We start from the raw sequence: 21,373 nt of genomic DNA, 5'->3' as shown, positions 1-21,373 counted from the left end.
CCCCCTGCCGCCCTCCCTGTCAGCTTCCCGAATTCCCGTTCCCCCGCCGCAAACCTTCCCCCGCCCCATCGAGCCGATTGTCCCCCCCGCCAGTACCGAACTCCCACCTCTTGAGGACGCTCAACCAACCGCCGAGTCCGAGGATAACAACCAGGTGGCGGCGAGCAAAAAAAACCACACTTTATTTGATACAATTCCTCAGGTTTCAGAAGCTAGAACTTACTTTGAGGAACGCTGGAAGCCTCCAGAAGGAATGGAACAAACTTTGGAATACAGCGTGCTGATCGATGAAAATGGGTCTGTTCAAAGTATTGTGCCGATGGGAAAAGCAGCAGCAGATTATATCGAGCAAATTAATATGCCATTAGCCGGCGAGCCCTTTGTTTCTGCCGTTTCCAATGGAAAAATCCCTAAAATTCGAGTAGTTTTGAGGCCAAACGGTCGAGTACAAACCTTTTTGGAAGAGAGTAATTAAACGCTATCAAACACATTGTACAGATGGGAAATCTAGGTTAATTGCCAATGTTATACAAGTTCAAAAAAAATCACTTTTTAACGGCGGCAGCAGCAGCCAGCCTGTTGACCGTTGCTCCAGTTTGTGCTGCCAATATCTCTTTACCCCGGCGGGCAGAGTCACCAGTCAACAATAGTTTAGTTCAAAATACGGGAGCAAACGAATATTTCCAACAAGGCTTAAATTTTGCCGCCCAACAAAACAGAGCAAGTGCAGAAGCAGCATTTCGCAGAGTAATTCAAATAGACCCCAATTTTGCCGAAGCTTACGCTAACTTGGGCAGCATTCTAGCCAATCAAAACAAATTAGCAGAAGCGCTTCCCAATTTTGAAACAGCAATTCGCCTCAAACCTAACGTCCCAGAATTTTATTATATGCTCGGGCAAGTCTTGTACGCACAAAATAAAAGGGCTGAGGCAGTAGAGTCGGTAAAAAAAGCTAGGGATTTATTTAGAAACCAAGGCAAAACTCAAGAAGCAAATACACTCGACCTAGTTATCAAGGACATCAGCAAGTAACACCATTTTAGATTTTAGTATCGTAGGGTGCGCACCGCACCCTAATTTCTAGTATTTTCACAAAAGAATGCAACTCTAGGGAAGCTCGCAACCTTTATGGAACCTGTCATCCCCAATTCTTCAATTCTTTAATCTATCATCTAAAATGGTATCACGGCTTCCCATGAAAATCGGTTTGTGCAGTTGCTTTCAATTCTATTTTTTTCTATCCCACACTTCTCCAATCCAATAAAAAACTGCAATCCCGCAAAAACTATATAAAAAATCTTCAATACTAGCAGTACGATTTGGTAAAATCGCTTGCAGCATTTCTTCCGCAGCAGTGAACACAGTAAAAATTGCGGGCCCAAAAGGAATTGAATAATTAAACAAATTAATGTTTTTTTTGCCAGTCGCTCTATGGCACAAAAAAGATGCTATTCCGTACAAAACAAAGTGGCCGAGTTTGTCATAAGGCGGATGAGCGAGAGGAAAGTTGACTAATTTCCCCGTACCTGCTAAAAGCATGATACTGAGAAGAATTAAAACGTACACAAAACAAGCAACTATCCAGAATTTTTTTGAGAACTTCATCTTGTTTTTTGGCAATACCGACTAGACACAAACCAACTCCGCCCAACGCGAAAATAATATCAAATCTGGTTAATTACGTATTGTATTTGTAGGCGTCTGTTTACCCGTAGCTGCGAGTTAAATTTAATTTGTTTTCACTGTCAAAACTTGCGGTGGCGACGCGTCGGGCGGATAAATAAAATCCACTTCTACAAGTCGCTTTTCTCCCGATTTCATCTCTAACTTTACCAAAGGTTCCCCCTGCTGTCCCCGCCGCTGCACTAAATGCACGTAGCGAGTTTGAGGCACTTTACTGTCATCAGTATACCGCACTCTCACCGTCCCCCTAAAAAAAGTTTGAGGTGCCGGAGGTTCAAAAAAACTAAGTCCTCCTGAAGTTAATTTGTCTGTCTTAATTGGAGTTTGAATCGCGACAGTTACAGTTTGATTTTTGCTGGTAAAATTGTATAGCGGCAAGCTGAGATTGTATTGAATTCCGTAATTGCCGTGCGCGCGGTATGCTGTATCTGGGTAGCGGACTAACATCCTCGCACTTTGCACTTGATTTGTGCCCAGCATTCCGCGCGGGAGGCTGCTTAATGGGTAGGAAAATGCTGTTCCGGGTTGGGGAATTGCTAGGTTTGATGTGGCGGGGTTGTCTGAGAGAAGTGCTCGCCATTCTGAACCTAATGCTACACCGGCGACTCGGCCGTAAATTACTTGACCTTCGGTGATTTCTGGCGGTGTGGGAACTCGATCGCGCGGCCCGGCTATATTACCATTGTTTAATAAGTTTTGCCATTCTGCTAAGTTGGGCGATCGCTCGTTTCCCTGTCCGTCAACTCGGGCAAACATCGCCAGACTGGCAACATAGACTATACCATCGCTGCGCAACCGCATCAAGGTCGATCGACCGTTTAGCGGCGGTACCAATCCCCGCACCGGTATCGGATGATTCATCAACAATTGGCTTTTCCCCGGTGGAATAATTAACTCAGGCCCAAAGTCAGACTGTCTCCTTCCTCTCAGAATATCATTCACAGCGCGGCTTCCCGGCCCCGCGTAAATATTGCTGTTTGAATTATCGACTTGCGGCGGCAATTCAATAAAAGGTGCATCGGGTTGACTGAGATAACTCGCAGCTTGCAATATATCTAATGTTACAGGTTTATTGCCCGGATTGTAAACAATTACTCCTTGATACAATGTTCGCAAATCTTGGGGATTAGTTGCTTTGGCAATGTGGTGGGCAAAGATGTCAAAACGTCCTTGAAACGGAAAATTTAAATGTGCCGCCGGGAATCTTTTACCATCCGGGGTAAATGTCGAAACCAAAATTCCTTCTTGCAGCACTACTTCGGGACTGTTACTGTTAAATACTGGTATGTTGTCTAACTGTCCGGGGAGAGGTCGCACTTCTTGTATTTGGACGATTTCTTGAGGTGCGGGAGGAGTTTGGGCTAAGGGGATAATTGATAGAATTGGCAGCATTTTTTGAGGTTTTCCATTTGGTAGATGAGATTTTTTTTAAACCGCAGACGGCACAAAGGGGGCAGAGAAAGAGAGGGAAGAGAAGAAAAGGTAAATCTTCGCGTCACGCCGGGTTTGGTACGAAGATTTTGCGGACCCGTCCTAGCAGATATTGTGATTTTTATTGCGCCCACTGTTGTAATATGTAATTGTAAAACTTTGCGGTATCTACTTGATCCATTGCGTGAATTTTTCGCCCTTCATTTTAATTTTTGTGCGTCCTTGACTGATGCCTTCAGTCACAATTTCTGTTTCCCATTCCCGCAGTTGGTAAAATTCGGGACGCGCTAAATAAGCGGTTGCCAAAATGTTCCAAAAATAGCAATCTTGAGATATTGCGATGGCATAACACTGTCCTGCTAAGTCGGAAATTAGATATTTGCGCTGTCTTGCTAAGAGATTGGAAAATTCGGCAGTTAGCGGTACATTATTAGTGATGTCTAAAGGACACATGACAACGGGAATTTGTGTTTGCCAAATTCTATCGATTGCTATCGGGTTCCAGTAAGCATTCCATTCCGCCAACATATCTTGTCCGGGTTCCATATCTTTGCTAACATTGCCGATAACATTGAGGGCGCCTCCCATTCAGACAATTTCTTGAATTTTGCTTTCAATTTCTGGCGCGATATCTAAAGCTTGCGCTACTGTTGTTAACGGCCCCGTTACCATTAATGTGACTGGTTCGGCTGCATCTTGCAAAACTCGCACCATAAAGTTTTGTCCGGGTTCTGATATTAACGGCGTGTCAATGGTTCCTTTTTCATTTAGAATGGGAAGTCGATCGACTGCAAAGGACTCTCGCCGAAATAACACCGGAAATGGATTCAGTCCCCGCACCGTACTCGCCGCCACCGGAACTTCTGAACGCCCCATCAAATCAAGGATTTTGCGCGTTGCACTCACCGCCGGTTGAATGTAGCAGTCCGCAGGAGTTAAAATTACTCCCAGAGTTTCGACTTCCTCCATTGTCATCAGCAACACGACTGATAAATAGTCGTCAACTGCACCGTCGCGATTCATGAGTACGAGTTTTTTGGACATTTTGCTTCCCCGGTGACTGAATTAGTGTAAAGTACAAATATAAATTTATTTGTTCGAGAAACACAACTGCCTCAACTATATGAATACAGTATCACCTTACGGCTCTTGGAAATCACCTATTTCTTCCGATTTAATTGTTTCTGGAACTGTCGGACTCGGACAAATTGCTATTGACGGCGATGATATTTATTGGGTAGAGGGAAGGCCTTCGGAAGCGGGAAGAAGCGTCCTCGTGCGGCGCACTCCTGACGGTACAATCAACGACGTGACACCGCATCCTTTTAATGTTCGCACTCGCGTTAACGAATACGGCGGGGCTTCCTTTGCAGTTGCTGGCGGTGTTGTCTACTTTTCTCATTTTGCCGACCAACGTATTTATTCTCAAGCATTAGATTCTCAACCCGAACCTCTGACACCTGCTGCTAATTCTCGCTATGCAGATGCGATAGTTGACAAGCAACGAAATCGCCTGATTTGGGTGCGCGAAGACCATGCAGGTGAGGGGGAACCTGTCAATACTATTGTTAGCATTAATTTAGATAACGGCGCAGATATTCAGATCTTAACTCAGGGCAATGATTTTTATGCTTCCCCTCGTTTAAGTCCAGACGGTTCTCTACTTTCCTGGATTTGTTGGAACCATCCCAATATGCCGTGGGATGGCACAGAATTGTGGGTGGCCCAAATTAAGGCTGACGGTTCTTTAGGTGAAAAATACTTAGTTGCTGGCGGTGTTGATGAGTCGATTTTTCAACCGGAATGGTCGCCAGATGGAGTTTTGTATTTTGTTTCTGACAAGTCTAACTGGTGGAATTTCTACCGCTGGCAATCTAGAACCCCCCTCAATCCCCCCTTGGTAAGGGGGGAAGCAGAGATAGAAACCAGCTTGTGCGAAATGGCGGCTGAATTCGGACTCCCGCAGTGGGTTTTTGGAATGTCTACTTATGCCGTTGTCTCGGAAAGCACAATTATTTGCACCTACACTCAGCAAGGCAAGTGGTATTTAGCTAGTCTCGATTTAACGACTAAGCATTTGACAACAATTGAGACGCCTTACACTGATATTTCCTCGGTCAAAGCGCAGGGACAAATAGTTGTTTTTCTGGCAGGTTCGCCGACAGAATCTACTGCTATTGTACAACTGAATTTAGCAAAAAGCCAACTAGAAATATTGCGCAAATCGAGCAACTTAAGCATCAATCCGGGTTATCTTTCTGCACCGGAACCTATCGAGTTTCCCACCGAAAACAATTTGACTGCTTTCGGTTTCTTCTATCCCCCGAAAAATCAAGATTTCGCAGCACCTGCGGGTGAAAAGCCGCCGCTAGTCGTCAAAAGTCACGGAGGCCCAACTGCTGCTACTTCTAGCAGCATGAATTTGAAAATTCAATATTGGACGAGTCGCGGTTTTGCCGTGCTCGATGTTAATTACGGCGGCAGCACTGGTTACGGCCGAGAATACAGAAAAAGACTGCAAGATAGTTGGGGAATTGTCGATGTTGACGACTGCGCTAACGGTGCTAAATATTTAGCTCAAAGGGGTTTAGTTGATGGCGAAAGAATGGCGATCGCCGGAGGCAGTGCAGGGGGGTACACTACTCTGTGCGCTCTTACTTTCCGGGATGTGTTTAAGGCCGGTGCGAGCTATTATGGAGTGAGCGATTTGGAAGCTTTGGCAGGGGATACTCACAAATTTGAAGCGCGCTATCTGGATGGATTAATCGGGCCTTATCCTGAAAGAAAAGATTTGTATGTAGCTCGTTCGCCGATTCATTCCGCCGAACGTTTATCTTGTCCCGTTATCTTCTTTCAAGGATTAGAAGATAAAGTGGTTCCGCCCAATCAAGCGGAAATGATGGTAGAGATATTGAAAGCTAAAGGTTTGCCGGTTGCTTATGTTGCTTACGAAGGGGAACACCACGGTTTTCGCCGCGCTGAAAATATCAAAAGAACTCTTGACGGCGAATTCTATTTCTATTCTCGGGTGTTTAAGTTTGAGCTAGCTGAACCTGTGGAGGAAGTGCAGATTTACAATCTTTAGAAAAAATTAAGGTTGCAGTTGCTCTGTTTGTGCTGAGACGCAACTGCAATATATAGCATAATTTGCAAATATTGAATGTGATGTCGTTCACTAATTTGGTTGTTTATTCTCACACTGTTTTGCTGTTTATTGTCACAGGTTTGAAGACAATACACTGACAAAATTTTAGAGTGCGATCGCCTTTTGTTACCGCAAAAATGCCCGAGCACGATCGCCGAGTGAGAGAGTCAATTACTATGCAAACTCCTGTCCACCTGATTCCATCTGCTTTGGCCGAGCTGTTTGCCGAAGTGAATCATAATGGCTACATTACTCTAGCCGATAGGTACGGTTTGATGGCGGCTATTTTTGACGAAAATTTGACTGAGGAAGACAAACGCTCGATCGATCGGCTCCTGCGCTCTGTGTGCCGGGGAAAGATAAAATTAGTTAACGAATTGTCTACGATCAGGTAAGTGCCGAGAATTTTTGTTTACGGTAATATTAAAATTTTTAACAATCAAGAAACTCCTAATTGTCTCGTAATTGGGAGTTCGATCCAGCAAACTATTTTTAATTTTTCATCGACTTAGGACTAAGGCAAAAAAAGGTTTGGTACGCGAATTATAGCGGTAGGGTGCGCACTGCGCACCTTACCGCTATAAAAGTTTTGCGTAAGCGCTCAACAAGTTTAATGTGCAGACATAGCTTTAGCAAACTGCAACTTGCTCAAACTTTCTTCAGGCTGAACATCCATCTGATAGCTGAGTGCCGAAGGAATTCCGAGTACGCAGCACGGAAAATTATTGCCTAGTTCCCTAACCAGCGAGTGGTTGCCCGAATCGCAGCCCAAGAAGAGTAAATTTGCGGATTCTAATTCAACCACATTTCTCAGTTCTGTAGCAACCCGCCCGATACGCAAATGAGCTTTGAATAAACCGCGCCATTCCTCAGCCAAACAGCGCGCTTGCCACAGCAACCTATCTGCTACTTCGTACTCATTATTTTGGCCAAAAACAGCTTGGAAATAATGCGGATCGAGCCAAGTGTTTCCTGGGAACACTGATGGGCTTTCCGTTGGAGATAAAGCGATCGCAGGCGCTGCACAATTAAGGGCGAATGTTTCCTCTAAATCGGACACTTTCGGCTTGGCAGCTAACGCATTTCCCACAGCAAAATTGCCAGTATCTTCGCCGTAGCTGTTGGCCGCTTCGTCGATCACGTAGACGACTTGAACCGTGACTTCTTGAGTTGTTACTAAACGAGTTTGATGCGCAATCCAAAGGGTAATGTCCAGAGCAATTTGACTTTTAGGAGAACTGTTGTAACCGACAATAAAATTGATTGTTTTTGCCGAATTTATAGATTGTGCTTTTTTAGAAATGGGTACTTGTGGCTCAGGCAGCAACACCATTTCTTCTGCTAAATTTTGGGATCTCAATGCACTTTCAAAACGCGCTAAAATTGTTTTGAGATTCACAGGCTTGACCTCTCTTAAGTGAATTGTTTTATCTGTCCGTCGGGTGTTATTCGTCTTGAGTAAAGTAGCGATCGAGAAAATTCAAAGCATAGTTGCGGAGTTCGTAATACTCCTGGGATTCCCGCAACTCTTGGCGATCGCGCGGGCGCGCAAACGGCACTGACAAAATTTCACCTATCGTCGCAGCCGGGCCGTTTGTCATCAGCACAATGCGATCGGACATATAGATAGCTTCATCCACATCGTGAGTAATCATCATTGCAGCTTGTCTGTGATTTTCCCAGATATCCAGCACCTGTTTCTGCAACTTGCCGCGAGTTAAAGCATCCAGCGCTCCAAACGGTTCGTCCATTAATAACATTTTCGGTCGAATCGCCAAAGCTCGCGCAATCCCAACCCGCTGTTTCATGCCTCCTGAAATTTCGTCTGGATATTTATCGGCTGCTGCCGTTAAGTTTACCATTGCTAGGTGTTCGTTGACAAGACTAATCTTCTCGGGACGGCTGAGACTTTGCAAAACTTCATCAACTGCCAGCCGAATATTTTCCCGCACCGTCAGCCAAGGCAGCAATCCGTAGTGCTGAAATACCATCATGCGATCGGCTCCGGGTTTGCGAATTTCTTTTCCTTCCAGTGTCACTATTCCGTTGCTCTGTTTTTCCAAACCTGCCACTATTTTTAGCAGCGTTGATTTGCCGCAACCAGAGTGACCGATCACCGAAATATATTCGTTTTCTCCAATACTTAAATTGATATTTTCCAAAACGCTAAATTCGCTACCGTCAGCATTTTTATACGACTTGAACAAGTTGTTAATTTCCAGAAACTCAGGCTGATTCTTGACTTGGCTGCTGGCTTCGATAGAAGTAGAAAAGTATTGAGTCACGGTATTCTCCTAAAAAGTAGTAAAGTGTTAATTTGATTTCCGAACGGTTGCGCAAGCGGTAAGGTGCGCCCCCTGGCAGAGGTTCTGCGTTCAGGAATGTAGAAATTAAGACTGAAAAAAAGACTGAGGGCGGTTGGCTCGAATTTCAAAACTATTCAAATAACCCACCGGATCGCTAGGATCGAATGCCTTTTTATCAATGAAAAGTTCTGCAGGTTCCACTTGGTAATCCTCCTTCGGACAATCGATCCCCATTTCGGCAACAATCTTGCGGTAAAGGTCGGTTCTCCAAGCTTTTTTAGCTAATTCCTCAGCATTTTTTGGCACTTCTTTAATCTGTCCCCAGCGAGCGGCTTGAGTCATCAACCAAATACTCTGAGACTGCCACATAAATGTTGAATGATTTCCCGGTATTTGAGGCAAATTCTTAGGAATGTCATAGAAAATAGTTGCATCTTCCGATTGTAGGGTGCGGTCTTTTCCGTCAAACCCTCCATAGTTGTAGTCGCCAACTATTGCCGGTCGCGTAAATTTGTCGATCGCCCCTTTTTTCGGTTTCGCCCCCGTAAACGATCGCTCTGTCAGCAGCGCCGATATTTCATTGCGATTTTCCGGCTTGCTGCAATACTGACAAGCTTCCACCATTGCCTTAACCAGCGAGTAATAAGTCCTCGGATTTTCCTCAATGAATGATTCCATTACTCCCAAAAGGCGATCGGGATGTCCCAGCCAAACTTCCTTGCCTTGCACGAAGGTAAAACCCACTCCCAAATTGCCTTGAATTGCCCGCGTATTCCAAGGTTCGGCCACCATGTAAGCCTGCATCGCGCCAATCCTGATGTTGGTTACCATCTGCGGCGGCGGCACAATAATTACCCGAAATTCTTTGAACGGATCGACACCGGCAGCCGCCGATATGTAGCGGACAAAGTATTCGTAAATCGCAGAACTCAGAACCACTGCCCAAACCTTGTTTTCCGGTGGCTGACTGTCAAAAAAGGCTCGAAATTGTTTGCCAAATTCTTCCAAATTGCCGTTATATTCGTGCCACGGGCGCAAACCGAAATCCCACATAGCTTTGTTCATCGTCATGGCGTTGCCGTGGCGGTGAATTGTCATTGCTGCGCACAGGGGTGCGTGCCGCGCTCCTTCGGCGCCAATTCGGGCGTTTGTGACGGCGCCGGATACGACTGGGGAGGCGTCGAGGCGGCCGAAGATGAGGCCGTCGCGGGAAGTTGCCCAGCTTGCTTCGCGGTTGAGTTGGACGTTTAAACCGTATTTGCGGAAAAAGCCTTTTTTCCAGGCGATCGCAAATGGTGCACAATCGTTAACGGGCAAGTATCCTACGGTTAAATCGGGTTTTTCTAAGGTTCGGTAATCGACGACCGGCTTTACCGCTTCGGCTTCTTCTGTGAGTCCTTTTGCCGATCGATCCGCGCTAATTCCACAACCAGATAAAGCCATTCCCGCCGCCGCCGCCGCTCCCATTCCTTGCAAAAACTCTCGGCGGTTCCATTCATTGGAAAACTTGTCACTCATACAATTTTAGATTTTAGATTTTAGATTTTAGATTTGAAGTTGTAGTTGTAGGGTGCGTCGCCACCAACCATCACAAACAAAAATCGACCATTGATGAGCGACGCACCTTACAGTTGACAGTTGATAGTTAACTGTTCGCTGCTGACTAATGACTGATGACTACTGACTGATGACTAATGATTAATGACCGATCGATGCGTTACCAATTCCTGAACTTTGTCAACTGCAGCGTCGAGCAACAATCCAGTTAAACCAATTACAAACACCGCTAAAAATACCGAACTTAGGTTCAAGCGGCTCCATTCATCCCAGACAAAAAAGCCAATTCCCACACCGCCTGTCAGCATTTCCACCGCCACAATCACCAGCCAAGCAATCCCCAAACTAATCCGCAAACCTGTAAAAATGTATGGCAAACTCGCCGGCCAAATTATCTTGGTAATCCGCCTCCAGCGAGGCATTTCCAAAACTTGCGCCACATCCAGATAATCCTTGGAAACGCTAGAAACTCCCAAAGCTGTGTTGATAATTGTCGGCCACAAAGACGTGATAAATATGACAAAAATTGCCGACGGCTCTGCTAAATTAAAAATCGATAAAGCTATGGGCAGCCAAGCTAGCGGCGACACCGGTTTGAAGATTTGAATCAGCGGATTGAGCGCCATCATTGCCGGTTTCGACATCCCGATCAGAAATCCCACGGGAATTGCAACTGCAGCACCCAGGAAAAATCCCACCAACACCCTGCGCAAACTCGCTAGCAGCAGCCAGCCAATGCCTAAATCTCCAGGCCCGCGCTGATAAAATGGATGGAATATGTAATCTAAATTAGCTATTAACGCCTGATACGGAGTGGGAATCAAATCGCTGTTGAAGCTGGCAACAATCCACCACACACCAAGAATTCCCAAAAAACCCGCAGCAGGTAACAAAACAGCATCTCGGATGACAACGGGTTTTACACGCTTCCACGTTGCAACTCCTGCAAGTGCGATCGCAGATAAATTAAGCTGTACGAACATTTCAATCTCCTTCAGAGTCAGGGCAGGTACAAGAATCTTGAACAATACCAACCTGAGACACTGACGAAGCCAAACAATCTTTTTCAGAACATTTGGCTTTTCAGTCTCTTCTCAATGCCTGCGAAGTTAGCTGACGGGCTAGGACTGAGAGATGTCCTTCTCTAGAGATTTCAAAATCAAAAATTACACTCTAATTTGGCAATTTTTAACTTTGTTTTATAATTCTGTAGAGATTCGCCCCGAAAATTGGTTCCTCCGCTCCAGCCGCACGCTTGGTTCGATCGCGCAGTGCTGGATTAGGCTTGACTTTTTAAGCCAATTTATTTAACTTAAGCTAGCACGAGCGTATAATTATGTCAATACATCTTTAGGAGTAGCTATTTGCGGCGAAGCTAAAAAGTTGAGTGAAAATTCAAAACAAAAAGTTAATTATTAAACTAACCTAAAGATATAAAATGCGATCGCTCACTTGATTCATATCTAAGAGCCATGATAGATTTTAGCCAAGCGCTACAAGATAAAATTGATATAATTACCGAAAACTGGATCGAAGCTGTTCGGGGAGACGAGGAAATCGAAACCGCCAAGCAACTCACCTACGATTCCGTGCGCGACAGCCTTCCCCTCGTACTGCAAGCGATCGTAACTATCCTGTCCCAATCAGAAGACAGCGACATTCGGACAGTCATACAAGAAAGTTTACAACACGGGACTGTCAGGGCACAACAAGGCTACGATGCCGAAGAAATTGCGCGGGAATACCGCTTGCTGCGGAGGGTAATTTTCGAGGCTATAGAGCCAGAATTGCTAAAAGGCTCAGCCGCTGAAGTGAACCGAGCTTACCGCTTAATTGACAATGTGCTCGACGAAGCAATTGCTATATGTTTCAAAAGCTATACCCAGGGAAGATTCCAAGAACTACAGGAGTTGCAAAACCAATTGCAACTTACAAATCAAGAGCTGACTCGCTTGCTTCGCGCCAGTCAAGATAATCTATCTCACTTAGCTCACGAATTGAAAACCCCCCTCACCTCTATTATTGGCTACTCAGAATTGTTTTTGCGCCAAAGAAACAATCCTAGAGTTAAAGATTCTGTTCCCAATTTGGCACATATTGATAAAGTCCTCAAAAACGGCAGACGGTTACTTAGATTAATTAACGATACTCTCGAAATCTCGCGGTACGACGCGGGACGCATAAAATTGCAGCTAACTGCCACAAATGTGCGATCGGCGATCGTCACTGTTGTCGAAATAATCGAGCCTTTGGCTAAAGCAAAAAATTTAGAGATCGCCGTTGAGTGCGATCCGGTTCTCGATCGAGTTATGACAGATTACTTGCGCTTGCAGCAAATTATCACCAACTTGGTGAGCAACGCCATTCGCTACACCCAAGCTGGTACTATTAGCATAAAAAGCGAATTATTGTCAGACAAACATTGGAGTATCTCCATCACCGATACAGGAATTGGCATTGCTTCAGAAGACTGCGATCGGATTTTTACGCCCTATTTTCGGGCCGACAGCTCCCTAGGTTCTTTGATGCCTGACAGTACCGGCTTAGGCCTAGCAATTGTCGCTCGATTAGTCAACCTCTTGCAAGGTAAAATCGAATTAGTTTCTGAAGTAGGAGTTGGCTCTTCCTTCACTGTAATTTTTCCCTTAGAAGTGGATGGAGTTGAGATTCAGGAATAACTTCAACCTCTATATTTAGACTGCAACCTAAGCACCTTACCTATTCTTTAGTTCTCTAGCAACAAAAGCAATGACTAATGACTAATAACTCACGGCTAATCACTAATGACTTCTTCAAATTAGAAACCGAATAGTTACATAAACAGCCGCAGCCACCAATTGCAACGCCATCACAGGAACTCCGTAACGCAGAAAAGTTTGAAAAGAAATCCGGCGTCCGTGCTGCTCGGAAATTCCCGCCGCCACTATATTAGAAGAAGCTCCTATCAAACTGCCATTTCCCCCTAAATTTGCCCCGTACATCATGCTATAAAATAGCGGCAGCACTTCGATTGGAAACTGCCCTGCAAAATCTGGAGCCAGGACTTCTGCCGGTGCGAACCCGACATTGACAACGTATTGTTTTAGCAGCGGCACCATCGCCACCACCAGCGGAATGTTGGGCACTACGCTCGACATCAAACCCACAACAAATAACAAACCTAAAGAACCAAAAAAAATATTTTTACCTAAAATAACTGCTAAAAAACCTGACAGATGACCGATAATCCCGGTTTTTTCCAAACCGCCAATTAGCACAAAAAATGACATAAAAAATAGCAGCGTGCTCCAATCTAAATCCCGCAAAATATTATTAACAGAATCAATTTGGGAATGGTGAGCTAATAGCATTGCCAAAGCAGCCCCCAACAAAGCAACCGCCGCCGGTGAAACAGGCACGGGCAGAGAATCTCCTATTACAAAAAATGTCAGCACGAAAGCTATAATTACACCGCCCACTGCTAAGACTCGCGGGTGATTAATTTTTGGGTGTGGCAAGTGCTCCAAATCTTCTAATTTTTTGTTCCAGATTTCGGGAAACAGCCAAGGTAGGATCGCCACTAAGACTGCTACTGAGATCGCCCCGCCCAAACTTAACTTTACCAGGTAATCTGCAAAGCTCATGTTAATAGCATCGCCGACAATAAATGTCGCCGGATCGCCTACGATTGTCAGCAGTCCCGAACTGTTAGCCACAAATACCATTAAAATTAGCAGCGGCACGAAATCTACACCGACTTCTTGTGCCATTGGCGGAATTAATGGTGCTAGCAGCATGACTGTCGTGGCATTGGGCAAAACTGCACAAATTGGCGTAGTAATGGCGACAATACCCAGCAAGAGATTTTTGCCTTTGCCTTTAGCCAAAATAACTATTTGAGTTGCCAGGTAGTCGAATACTTTGGTAGGCTCAAAGGCTCTCACCATTACCATGACTCCGAAGAATAAGCCCAGAGTTGCGTGACTCCGACTGATATATTCGATCGCGTCGTTTAACGTCATTACGTGGGTAAAAACCAGAATCACCGCTCCCAGAAATGCCGCAACTGTTAGGTGTATCCATTCTGTAATTATTAAAAAAACTACACCGATAAATGTTGCAGCAGCGATCGCAGCTTGCACGTTTTCCATTTAGTCCCCTGAAAAAATTAAAAATTATCGGGTTGGCTTAGTATACTACTTTATGGCTCTTCTGTCAATAAGTTTAAGTGCTGATTTTGGTAGCAACAACCTGGGAACGAGCACTCGACAGAGATCCGGCACAGGAAAAAAATCACCTCAAAACTACTTCTTTTGGCAGGGTCGCGATCGCCCAAAGTTTGGTATACCGATCGGGCGATAGCTCAACTACAATGAAGCATGGGCAATATCTGCCAAACTCAACCCCCCACGCAGAAATCATGGACTATAGCCAAGTGCTCGCCGAAAAAACCGATACTATCCTCAAAAACTGGATTGAAGCAGTACGCTTGGATCGGAAAATTGAAACCGCTGACACCTTACCGCAGTCAGCGATCGAAAATCACATACCTTACCTGCTGGCCGCGATGACGACAGTGCTCTCGCAATATCAAAAGAGCGACATAAAAGTAATAATTCAAGCCAGTTTAGATCACGGATTAATCAGAGCCGAACAAGGCTACGACGCCGCAGAAGTAGCCCGCGAATACCATTTATTGCGTCAAGTAATATTCTCCCACTTAGAAGCCGAATTGCTAGCAGGAAGCGTCGCAGACGTATTCAGAGCTTTTCGGCTGATAGATGCCGTACTAGACGAAGCAATTGCCCAGTGTTTCAACAGCTACGTCGGTCAGAGGTTGCGGGAAATTCAACAAATCCAAACTCAGTTAAAACTCACCAATCAAGAACTCAAGCGCCTCGTCAGTGTCAATCAAGAAAACATCTACCATTTAGCTCACGAACTCAAAACTCCTCTCAACTCAATTATCGGTTATTCCGAACTGTTTTTGCGCCAAGAAAAATGGCAATCTGAAATCAAAGATACCCTCCCCGGCGCCGAACACATCGAGCGAGTATTGCGCAACGGCAGACAGTTGCTGGGCATGATTAATGACACACTAGAACTTTCTCGCGCCAATGCCGGAAAAATTAAACTTAACCTGCAGCGAACTAATGTACAATCTCTAATTAACACCGCAGTAGAAATGATGCAGCCAATTGCTGATGCTAAAGGACTCAAGCTCTCTGTTACCAGCGACTGCGCCCCAACACAAGTAATCGCCGACGGACAGCGGCTGCAACAAATTCTGATCAACCTGCTGAGCAATGCCATTCGCTATACAAAATCTGGTAGCATTGAATTAAATTGCCGCCTTGCTGGAGAAGCAAATTGGGCGATCGCAATTACAGATACTGGCATGGGCATCGCCCCCGAAGATACAAGCCGCATCTTTGATCCCTTCTTTCAAGCAGGAGAAGCCGGCAAACAGCTCTTTCCCACCGAAAGCACAGGCCTGGGATTAGCAATAGTATCGCAGCTCGTCACGCTGCTGCAAGGCAAAATCGAGCTAGTATCAGAAATAGGAGTCGGCTCAACTTTTACCGTGATTCTGCCCCTAGAAGTTAAAATCCTTCAACAAGTAAGCTAAACATTAAGTTCAAATTTTTACATCCGAAAATCCTATGCCCGCAGCCAACCTTAGCCCTTCCACCACAGCCTTTCCCCTCACCGCCGTAGTCGGGCAAGAAGCAATCAAATTAGCCCTGCTGTTAGCAGCAGTCGATCCCGGATTGGGAGGAGTGGCGATCGCAGGCCGTCGCGGGACAGCAAAATCAGTAATGGCCCGCGCCTTGCACTCCTTACTGCCACCAATTGAAATTGTTAAAGACTCTTTTTGCAACGCCGAACCTAATGCAAATATTGAACAAAAGGCATCTTCTCTATTGGAAGAAAGCGGGCAAGATGCCCACACTACCGATACTAATTCGCCAAATACAGAAATAATTCCCACACCATTCATTCAAATTCCTTTGGGTGTCACCGAAGACAGACTCTTAGGTTCCGTAGATGTCGAACAATCAGTAAAATTCGGCGAAACCGTATTTCAACCAGGACTTTTAGCCCAAGCAAATCGAGGCGTACTTTATGTAGATGAAATTAACCTCCTCGATGACAATATTTCCAACCAATTGCTAACAGTATTAACCGAAGGGCGCAACCAAATAGAGCGCGAAGGCATTAGCTTCCAACACCCCTGCAAACCTCTATTTATTGCTACCTACAACCCCGAAGAAGGGCCGCTCCGAGAACATTTGCTCGATCGAATCGCGATCGTACTTTCAGCCGACGCAGCACTCGAAATAGAAGAAAGAGTCTATGCAGTAGAACAAGCTTTATCCTACTCCAGCTCCCCCCAAGAATTTCTCAATCAATACAGCGAAGATACCGACAACCTCAAAACCCAAATCATCCTAGCCAGAGAATGGCTCAAAGATGTCAGCATTAAACGCGAACAAATTGCCTACCTAGTAGAAGAAGCCATCCGGGGCGGCGTTCAAGGACACCGCGCCGAAATATTCGCAGTCCGCGTCGCCAAAGCCGCCGCAGCCATCGAGGGACGCACAGAAGTTAACGCCGAAGACCTGCGCCGCGCCGTAGAATTAGTCATCGTACCCCGCGCCACCATCATCCAAACTCCCCCAGACGAAAACTCTCCTCCTCCTCCCCCCCCACCGCCTCCCCAAAAGCAGTCAGAACAAGAACAAGACGAACCAGAAAACGAGCAAGAAGACGAAGAAGACCAAGAGGATGAAGACAACCCAGAACCTGAAGAAGAACCAGAAAAAGATACCATTCCCGAAGAATTTCTCTTCGACCCCGAAGGAGTAATTCTCGACCCCAGCGTGCTTTTCTTCGCCCAAGCCGCCAACCGCCAAGGCAAATCGGGCAGCCGCAGCACCATTTTCTCGGAAGATAGAGGCCGTTACGTCAAGCCAGTATTGCCCAAAGGCCCCGTCCGCCGCATCGCCGTTGACGCCACCCTCAGAGCCGCCGCACCCTACCAAAAAGCCCGCCGCGACAGGAATTCTCACCCCCCCCAACCCCCCCAAGCTTCGGGGGGGCAAGAGGCGAGTCAACCCCCCGGGCAAGGGGGGGTTGAGCGCCGTGTATTTGTGGAACAGGGAGACATTCGGGCGAAGCGCTTGGCCAGAAAAGCTGGAGCTTTAGTCGTATTTGTTGTGGATGCTTCCGGTTCGATGGCGCTCAACCGGATGCAGTCGGCCAAAGGTGCAGTCATGCAGCTACTCACAGAAGCTTATCAAAGCCGCGACCAAGTTGCTCTGATTCCCTTTCGCGGAGAACAAGCAGAAGTGCTGCTACCGCCGACTCGCTCAATAGCCTTGGCCCGCAAGCGTTTGGAACGGTTGCCCTGCGGTGGCGGTTCCCCCCTGGCCCACGGTTTAACTCAAGCCGTGCGCGTCGGAGTCAACGCGCGGCAGTCTGGAGATGTCGGTCAAGTTGCGATTGTCGCCATTACCGACGGACGCGGTAATATTCCTTTGGCTCGTTCTTTGGGCGAACCGATTTTAGATGGAGAAAAGCCTGATATTAAGCAGGAATTGTTAGAAATTGCTGCCAAAATTCGCGGGTTGGGAATGCAGTTGCTGGTGATTGATACGGAGAGCAAGTTTATTTCGACTGGCTTTGCGAAGGAATTGGCCAAGACTTCTGGAGGGAAATACTATCACTTGCCGAAAGCTACCGAACAGTCGATCGCAGCTATGACTAAAAATGCTCTGCGCGACGCGATCGGCTAAAATTCTTAAATCGAGATTCCACCCGCATTTATAGACACGGGCCTCACGCCTGTGTTACCTCTGCGGTTAACAATCAAACACTCGGATTTTGGCAAAAAGTCTAATTTTTAAATCTCACTCTCCGGCGAGTCACCGCCAGCGAACCCGCAATTAAACCCAACCCTACCACGGTCGAAGGCTCAGGAATTCTTACGGGCAGAGGAACCGGCGTTACGGTTCCCGGGCTAGGGCTTGGAGAAGTTGTACCGTCGCGGAGTTGACTGATTTGAGCCAGCAACAAATTTTCTGAACCCTGCCGTGAAGCAGTGGTAGAAACGGCTTGGACATTAGCTGCAAGGGCAGCTTGACTGCCTGAAATCACAGCGGCGGCAGCCAATAAAATTCCGGCGGCAGTTGGCAATAATTTGCTAGGAAAAAAGGTGGGCATTGGACATTACCTGTTTAGCATTTTGTCGATCGAACTCGATCGTTAATTTTTTGGGCCTTCCCTGTCTGAGCTACCTTAGCAACTAACCCAAGCGATTTGAGATTTGAGATTTTAGATTGTTGGGGTTTCCTGTCCCTAGTTTCAACTAAGCCCCAAATCAAAAACCTAAAATCAACTGCGGCCCCTGCTTCTAGCATAGAGTCCTCAATCCCAAATCGTAAATCCCAAATCCAAAATTGATTGACTTCAGCTATCTGCGATTCGATCGACTCTCAGCTTGCCCCTCCTGCAGATAGCGCCCTTGAACCTCAATGATAGCTCTGCAGCGACGCGCAACGGTGCGAGAGGGCAACACGGCACAGACTTGTACGCAGTCGATTATAAACAATCGATCCCTGCTTTGGAGTGATTTCACCCCCGTTCTTTATCAAATCTTTAAACTCTTTCAGGTTTTGCAAACAAACTGTAAAGCTGTCAAAATATAGATAGCAATTCTCAGCCAAAATTAGGTAAATCCTCGTGAGTAACACAAGCAATTTTCGCGAAGCCGTGCGCGAGGCGAAAAACCACGCCCTCGTAGGCCCCAACGTCATCTCCAACGCTCTCCCCTTCGTGGGCGGCGGACTCGTCTTAACTGCTGTCGGCGCCTACGGCGGCCTCGGAGTGATCCGCAACTATCCCGGGATATTCTTTCCCACCTTCATCGCCGCGATCGTCGTAGAATTAATTCTGTTCTTCGTCGCCCGCGGTGCAGCCGAACAAGGCAACAAAAATACCGCTTTGCCCCTGCTGGCAACCTACAGCCTGCTTTCGGGCTACACCCTCAGCGGATTGGTATTTACAGCCCTCAGAACCCAAGGCGTCGGCATCTCCGGGATCGGTTTTGCAGCACTCGGCTGCGGCATTACCTTTATCGCCGCCCGCCAAATTGGCTCCAACTTGTCCGAAACAGACGGCATGGCCCTCACCAAAACTATCAGTTTAGGTGTCATTGCTTTGTTCGTCGTCGTTGTCGGTCAGGTTCTGCTCTCTGTATTTGGCATCTACACCCCAACTTGGTTGGAAATTGGCATTTCCGGCATCGGCGTATTTCTGTTCGCCGGCGCTGCGATCGTCGATTTTTACATATTACCCCGCAGCTACCGCGACGACCAGTATTTGCCCGCTGCTCTGTCGATGTACTTGACCTACATCAACTTGTTCATCTTTATTCTGCGCCTGCTGATTGCTATCAACAGCCGCGATTAATAATTGAAACTTTAGCTTAAAAAAAAACCGCGGCTCGATCGACATCCGGCCGCGGTTTTTGATTTTTATTAAGTTTAGGAACTAAGATAGCGATTGTCGCGTCCTTTCTCAACATTCATAAAAAATTAATTGGGGAAAACTCATGTACTTAAAATATGAAGATATCAAGATAGTCAGCGTAGAAATTACCTCCAGGTGCAATGCAGCTTGCCCCCAGTGTCCCCGCACCGACAACCCGATTTTGCCGGGGGCGGAATTAAAGATGGAGGATATTGAAAGAATTTTCCCAAAAGATTTTTGCTCTCAGTTGGATTTGGTTTATATGTGCGGCAACTACGGCGATGCTATGACTAGCAATACTACAATTCCGGCGATCGAATATTTGCACCGCATGGGAGTTCCTCATATCAGCGTGTACACCAACGGTAGCGGACGCAACCCCGACTGGTGGCAAGCCCTGGCAAAGGCGATGACAGGAGAACACGATCGCGTAATTTTTAGTATCGACGGGTTGGCAGATACTAACAGCATCTACCGCCAAAATACCAACTGGGACAGGATAATGCAGTCTGTTAATGCCTTTATCCAAGCTGGCGGAAAAGCTGTATGGCACTACTTGATATTTGAACACAACCAGCACCAAGTAGAATCAGCTCGCGCTTTAGCAGAAGAATTAGGATTTGTCGAGTTTGTACCGAAAGCAACCTCTCGTTTTGTGGCGAAAGAGATTTATGACAAAGAGTCCGCAAATCAACAGCCCCAGAAGGCAGAAAACTCTCAGCTAGAGGCTAAGAGCGATCGCCAAAACCAACCAGAAACAGCTAATTGGCCAGCCCCTCAGCATCAAGAACAGGCCGCGCTTCAGTTCCACCGACAAGCTGAGAAATGTTTGAAACAAGGAAAGCTATCAGAAGCGATCGCAGCCAGCCAAAAAGCCCTGAAAATTCAACCTAATTTTGCAGCAGCCTGGAAAACTTTAGGCAATGCTGTTCAAGGTTTGGGGAAGATGCAAGCAGCAGCAGACTGTTACGCAAAAGCCCTAAAAATTCAGCCTAATTTTCCAGAAGTTTATGCTAATGTCGGCAGTCTTTATGCTCAACAGCAACAGTGGCAGCCAGCTAGTGCTTATTACCAAAAGGCGATCGAGCTTAAGCCCAATTTTGCAGGAGCTTATCGCAATTTAGCTAAAGTGTTGACTCAGTTGGGGCAACCAGAAAAAGCAAATTATGCTTGGTATCAAGCTATAGCTATCGAAAGTTCTCAAGCACCAGAACCAACTCCTTCTGTCCCATCAGAGCCAGCAAGCGAAGAACTTCAACCCCCATCGTTGGAACAATATAAAAATCCCCAGGGAGACCAATTTATCCAAGCTGTAGAAAAATTTGGTAGCCTAAACAATTACTACCGAAATGTAGAAATTAGCTGTCAAACTCAAGCCACCAAAGAGATTTTCATCAGTTTTGAAGCGGAACTCTGGCCTTGCTGTTGGGTAAGCCATACTAAATACGCTGTTTATAACCACACTTACAGACCGCAAATGCTGGCTTTAATTGAAAAATACGGAAATGGCTTTAATTCTCTCAGAACTCAATCGGTGAAAGATGCGATCGCAAGAGATTGGTTTCGCGAAGACCTCACAAAAAGTTTTTCCTGTTCTAAAAGGTTGGACGTATGCGCTCACGAATGCGGTAAAACTTTCAATTCAACCTGGAGTTTAGACTAGGCAGCAAGAAAAGACTCAGCAAAGGTGAGTTGAAAATAAATAGACTTCAGATCTGAAAATCTACACTACTAAGGA

At 46.2% G+C, this 21,373-nt stretch carries 16 protein-coding genes, 2 pseudogenes and 1 riboswitch; of the genes and pseudogenes, 9 read left to right on the top strand and 9 right to left on the bottom strand.

The window, feature by feature from the left end; translation table 11 throughout:
* Together E5S67_RS26135 and E5S67_RS26130 are read left to right on the top strand one after the other, a co-directional pair.
* Positions 1-475: pseudogene (locus E5S67_RS26135) on the top strand (DUF4335 domain-containing protein); the annotation flags it as partial.
* 47 nt (positions 476-522) lie between these two features.
* Positions 523-1,032 (top strand): tetratricopeptide repeat protein, encoded by a 510-nt coding sequence (locus E5S67_RS26130; RefSeq protein WP_172191501.1) that lies wholly within the window; start codon positions 523-525, stop codon positions 1,030-1,032.
* Between the two features lie 195 nt (positions 1,033-1,227).
* Here the strand turns inward: E5S67_RS26130 and E5S67_RS26125 are convergent, their stop codons facing one another.
* From E5S67_RS26125 to E5S67_RS26115, 3 genes and pseudogenes are all read right to left on the bottom strand, one after another.
* Positions 1,228-1,605, bottom strand: coding sequence for a VanZ family protein (locus tag E5S67_RS26125; RefSeq protein WP_172191499.1), 378 nt, complete (start codon positions 1,603-1,605; stop codon positions 1,228-1,230).
* Positions 1,606-1,728: 123 nt separating this feature from the next.
* On the bottom strand, positions 1,729-3,075 hold the full coding sequence (locus E5S67_RS26120) for a DUF3370 domain-containing protein (protein WP_172191497.1): 1,347 nt from the start codon (positions 3,073-3,075) through the stop codon (positions 1,729-1,731).
* Between the two features lie 207 nt (positions 3,076-3,282).
* Positions 3,283-4,083: pseudogene (locus tag E5S67_RS26115) on the bottom strand (nucleoside hydrolase).
* A gap of 154 nt (positions 4,084-4,237) precedes the next feature.
* Between E5S67_RS26115 and E5S67_RS26110 the strand changes: the two are divergent.
* Together E5S67_RS26110 and E5S67_RS26105 are read left to right on the top strand one after the other, a co-directional pair.
* Positions 4,238-6,199, top strand: a complete 1,962-nt coding sequence (locus E5S67_RS26110; RefSeq protein WP_172191495.1) for a S9 family peptidase — start codon at positions 4,238-4,240, stop codon at positions 6,197-6,199.
* Positions 6,200-6,435: 236 nt separating this feature from the next.
* Positions 6,436-6,654: a hypothetical protein gene (locus E5S67_RS26105; protein ID WP_172191507.1), complete on the top strand. Its 219-nt coding sequence runs from the start codon at positions 6,436-6,438 to the stop codon at positions 6,652-6,654.
* Between the two features lie 215 nt (positions 6,655-6,869).
* Here the strand turns inward: E5S67_RS26105 and E5S67_RS26100 are convergent, their stop codons facing one another.
* From E5S67_RS26100 to ntrB, 4 genes are all read right to left on the bottom strand, one after another.
* A complete protein-coding gene (locus E5S67_RS26100; protein ID WP_339382727.1) occupies positions 6,870-7,658 on the bottom strand; it encodes a universal stress protein in 789 nt (262 codons plus the stop codon).
* 46 nt (positions 7,659-7,704) lie between these two features.
* On the bottom strand, positions 7,705-8,544 hold the full coding sequence (locus E5S67_RS26095) for a nitrate ABC transporter ATP-binding protein (protein WP_172191493.1): 840 nt from the start codon (positions 8,542-8,544) through the stop codon (positions 7,705-7,707).
* Positions 8,545-8,649: 105 nt separating this feature from the next.
* The gene (locus E5S67_RS26090) at positions 8,650-10,083 is read right to left on the bottom strand and encodes an ABC transporter substrate-binding protein (RefSeq protein ID WP_172191491.1); all 1,434 of its coding nucleotides are present in this window, start codon (positions 10,081-10,083) and stop codon (positions 8,650-8,652) included.
* 173 nt (positions 10,084-10,256) lie between these two features.
* Positions 10,257-11,105, bottom strand: a complete 849-nt coding sequence (gene ntrB / locus E5S67_RS26085) for a nitrate ABC transporter permease (RefSeq protein WP_172191489.1) — start codon at positions 11,103-11,105, stop codon at positions 10,257-10,259.
* A gap of 100 nt (positions 11,106-11,205) precedes the next feature.
* A riboswitch (cyclic di-AMP (ydaO/yuaA leader) is annotated at positions 11,206-11,418 on the bottom strand.
* Positions 11,419-11,594: 176 nt separating this feature from the next.
* Here ntrB and E5S67_RS26080 point away from each other — a divergent pair.
* The gene (locus E5S67_RS26080; RefSeq protein WP_172191487.1) at positions 11,595-12,800 is read left to right on the top strand and encodes a sensor histidine kinase; all 1,206 of its coding nucleotides are present in this window, start codon (positions 11,595-11,597) and stop codon (positions 12,798-12,800) included.
* A gap of 114 nt (positions 12,801-12,914) precedes the next feature.
* On the opposite strand, the gene E5S67_RS26075 is transcribed toward E5S67_RS26080, so the two are convergent.
* Complete coding sequence (locus E5S67_RS26075) at positions 12,915-14,252, bottom strand: ArsB/NhaD family transporter (protein ID WP_172191485.1); 1,338 nt, start codon at positions 14,250-14,252, stop codon at positions 12,915-12,917.
* 86 nt (positions 14,253-14,338) lie between these two features.
* Between E5S67_RS26075 and E5S67_RS26070 the strand changes: the two genes are divergently transcribed.
* Together E5S67_RS26070 and bchD are read left to right on the top strand one after the other, a co-directional pair.
* Entirely contained in the window at positions 14,339-15,730 is a 1,392-nt protein-coding gene (locus E5S67_RS26070) for an ATP-binding protein (RefSeq protein ID WP_339382726.1), read from the top strand.
* Between the two features lie 34 nt (positions 15,731-15,764).
* A complete protein-coding gene (gene bchD / locus E5S67_RS26065; protein ID WP_172191483.1) occupies positions 15,765-17,900 on the top strand; it encodes a magnesium chelatase ATPase subunit D in 2,136 nt (711 codons plus the stop codon).
* Positions 17,901-18,000: 100 nt separating this feature from the next.
* On the opposite strand, the gene E5S67_RS26060 is transcribed toward bchD, so the two are convergent.
* Positions 18,001-18,327 carry a PEP-CTERM sorting domain-containing protein gene (locus E5S67_RS26060; RefSeq protein WP_172191481.1) on the bottom strand — a complete coding sequence of 109 codons (327 nt, stop codon included), beginning with the start codon at positions 18,325-18,327 and terminating at the stop codon, positions 18,001-18,003.
* 519 nt (positions 18,328-18,846) lie between these two features.
* Between E5S67_RS26060 and E5S67_RS26055 the strand changes: the two genes are divergently transcribed.
* Positions 18,847-19,575, top strand: coding sequence for a Bax inhibitor-1 family protein (locus E5S67_RS26055; RefSeq protein WP_172191479.1), 729 nt, complete (start codon positions 18,847-18,849; stop codon positions 19,573-19,575).
* A gap of 142 nt (positions 19,576-19,717) precedes the next feature.
* Positions 19,718-21,298 (top strand): tetratricopeptide repeat protein, encoded by a 1,581-nt coding sequence (locus E5S67_RS26050; protein WP_172191477.1) that lies wholly within the window; start codon positions 19,718-19,720, stop codon positions 21,296-21,298.
* Positions 21,299-21,373 lie beyond the last annotated feature (75 nt).

The sequence above is a fragment of the Microcoleus asticus IPMA8 genome (assembly GCF_013179805.1).
In the GTDB taxonomy this organism is placed as follows: domain Bacteria; phylum Cyanobacteriota; class Cyanobacteriia; order Cyanobacteriales; family Microcoleaceae; genus Microcoleus; species Microcoleus asticus.
Note: the sequence above shows the minus strand (reverse complement) of the source record. Positions and strands in the feature narration are given on the sequence as shown.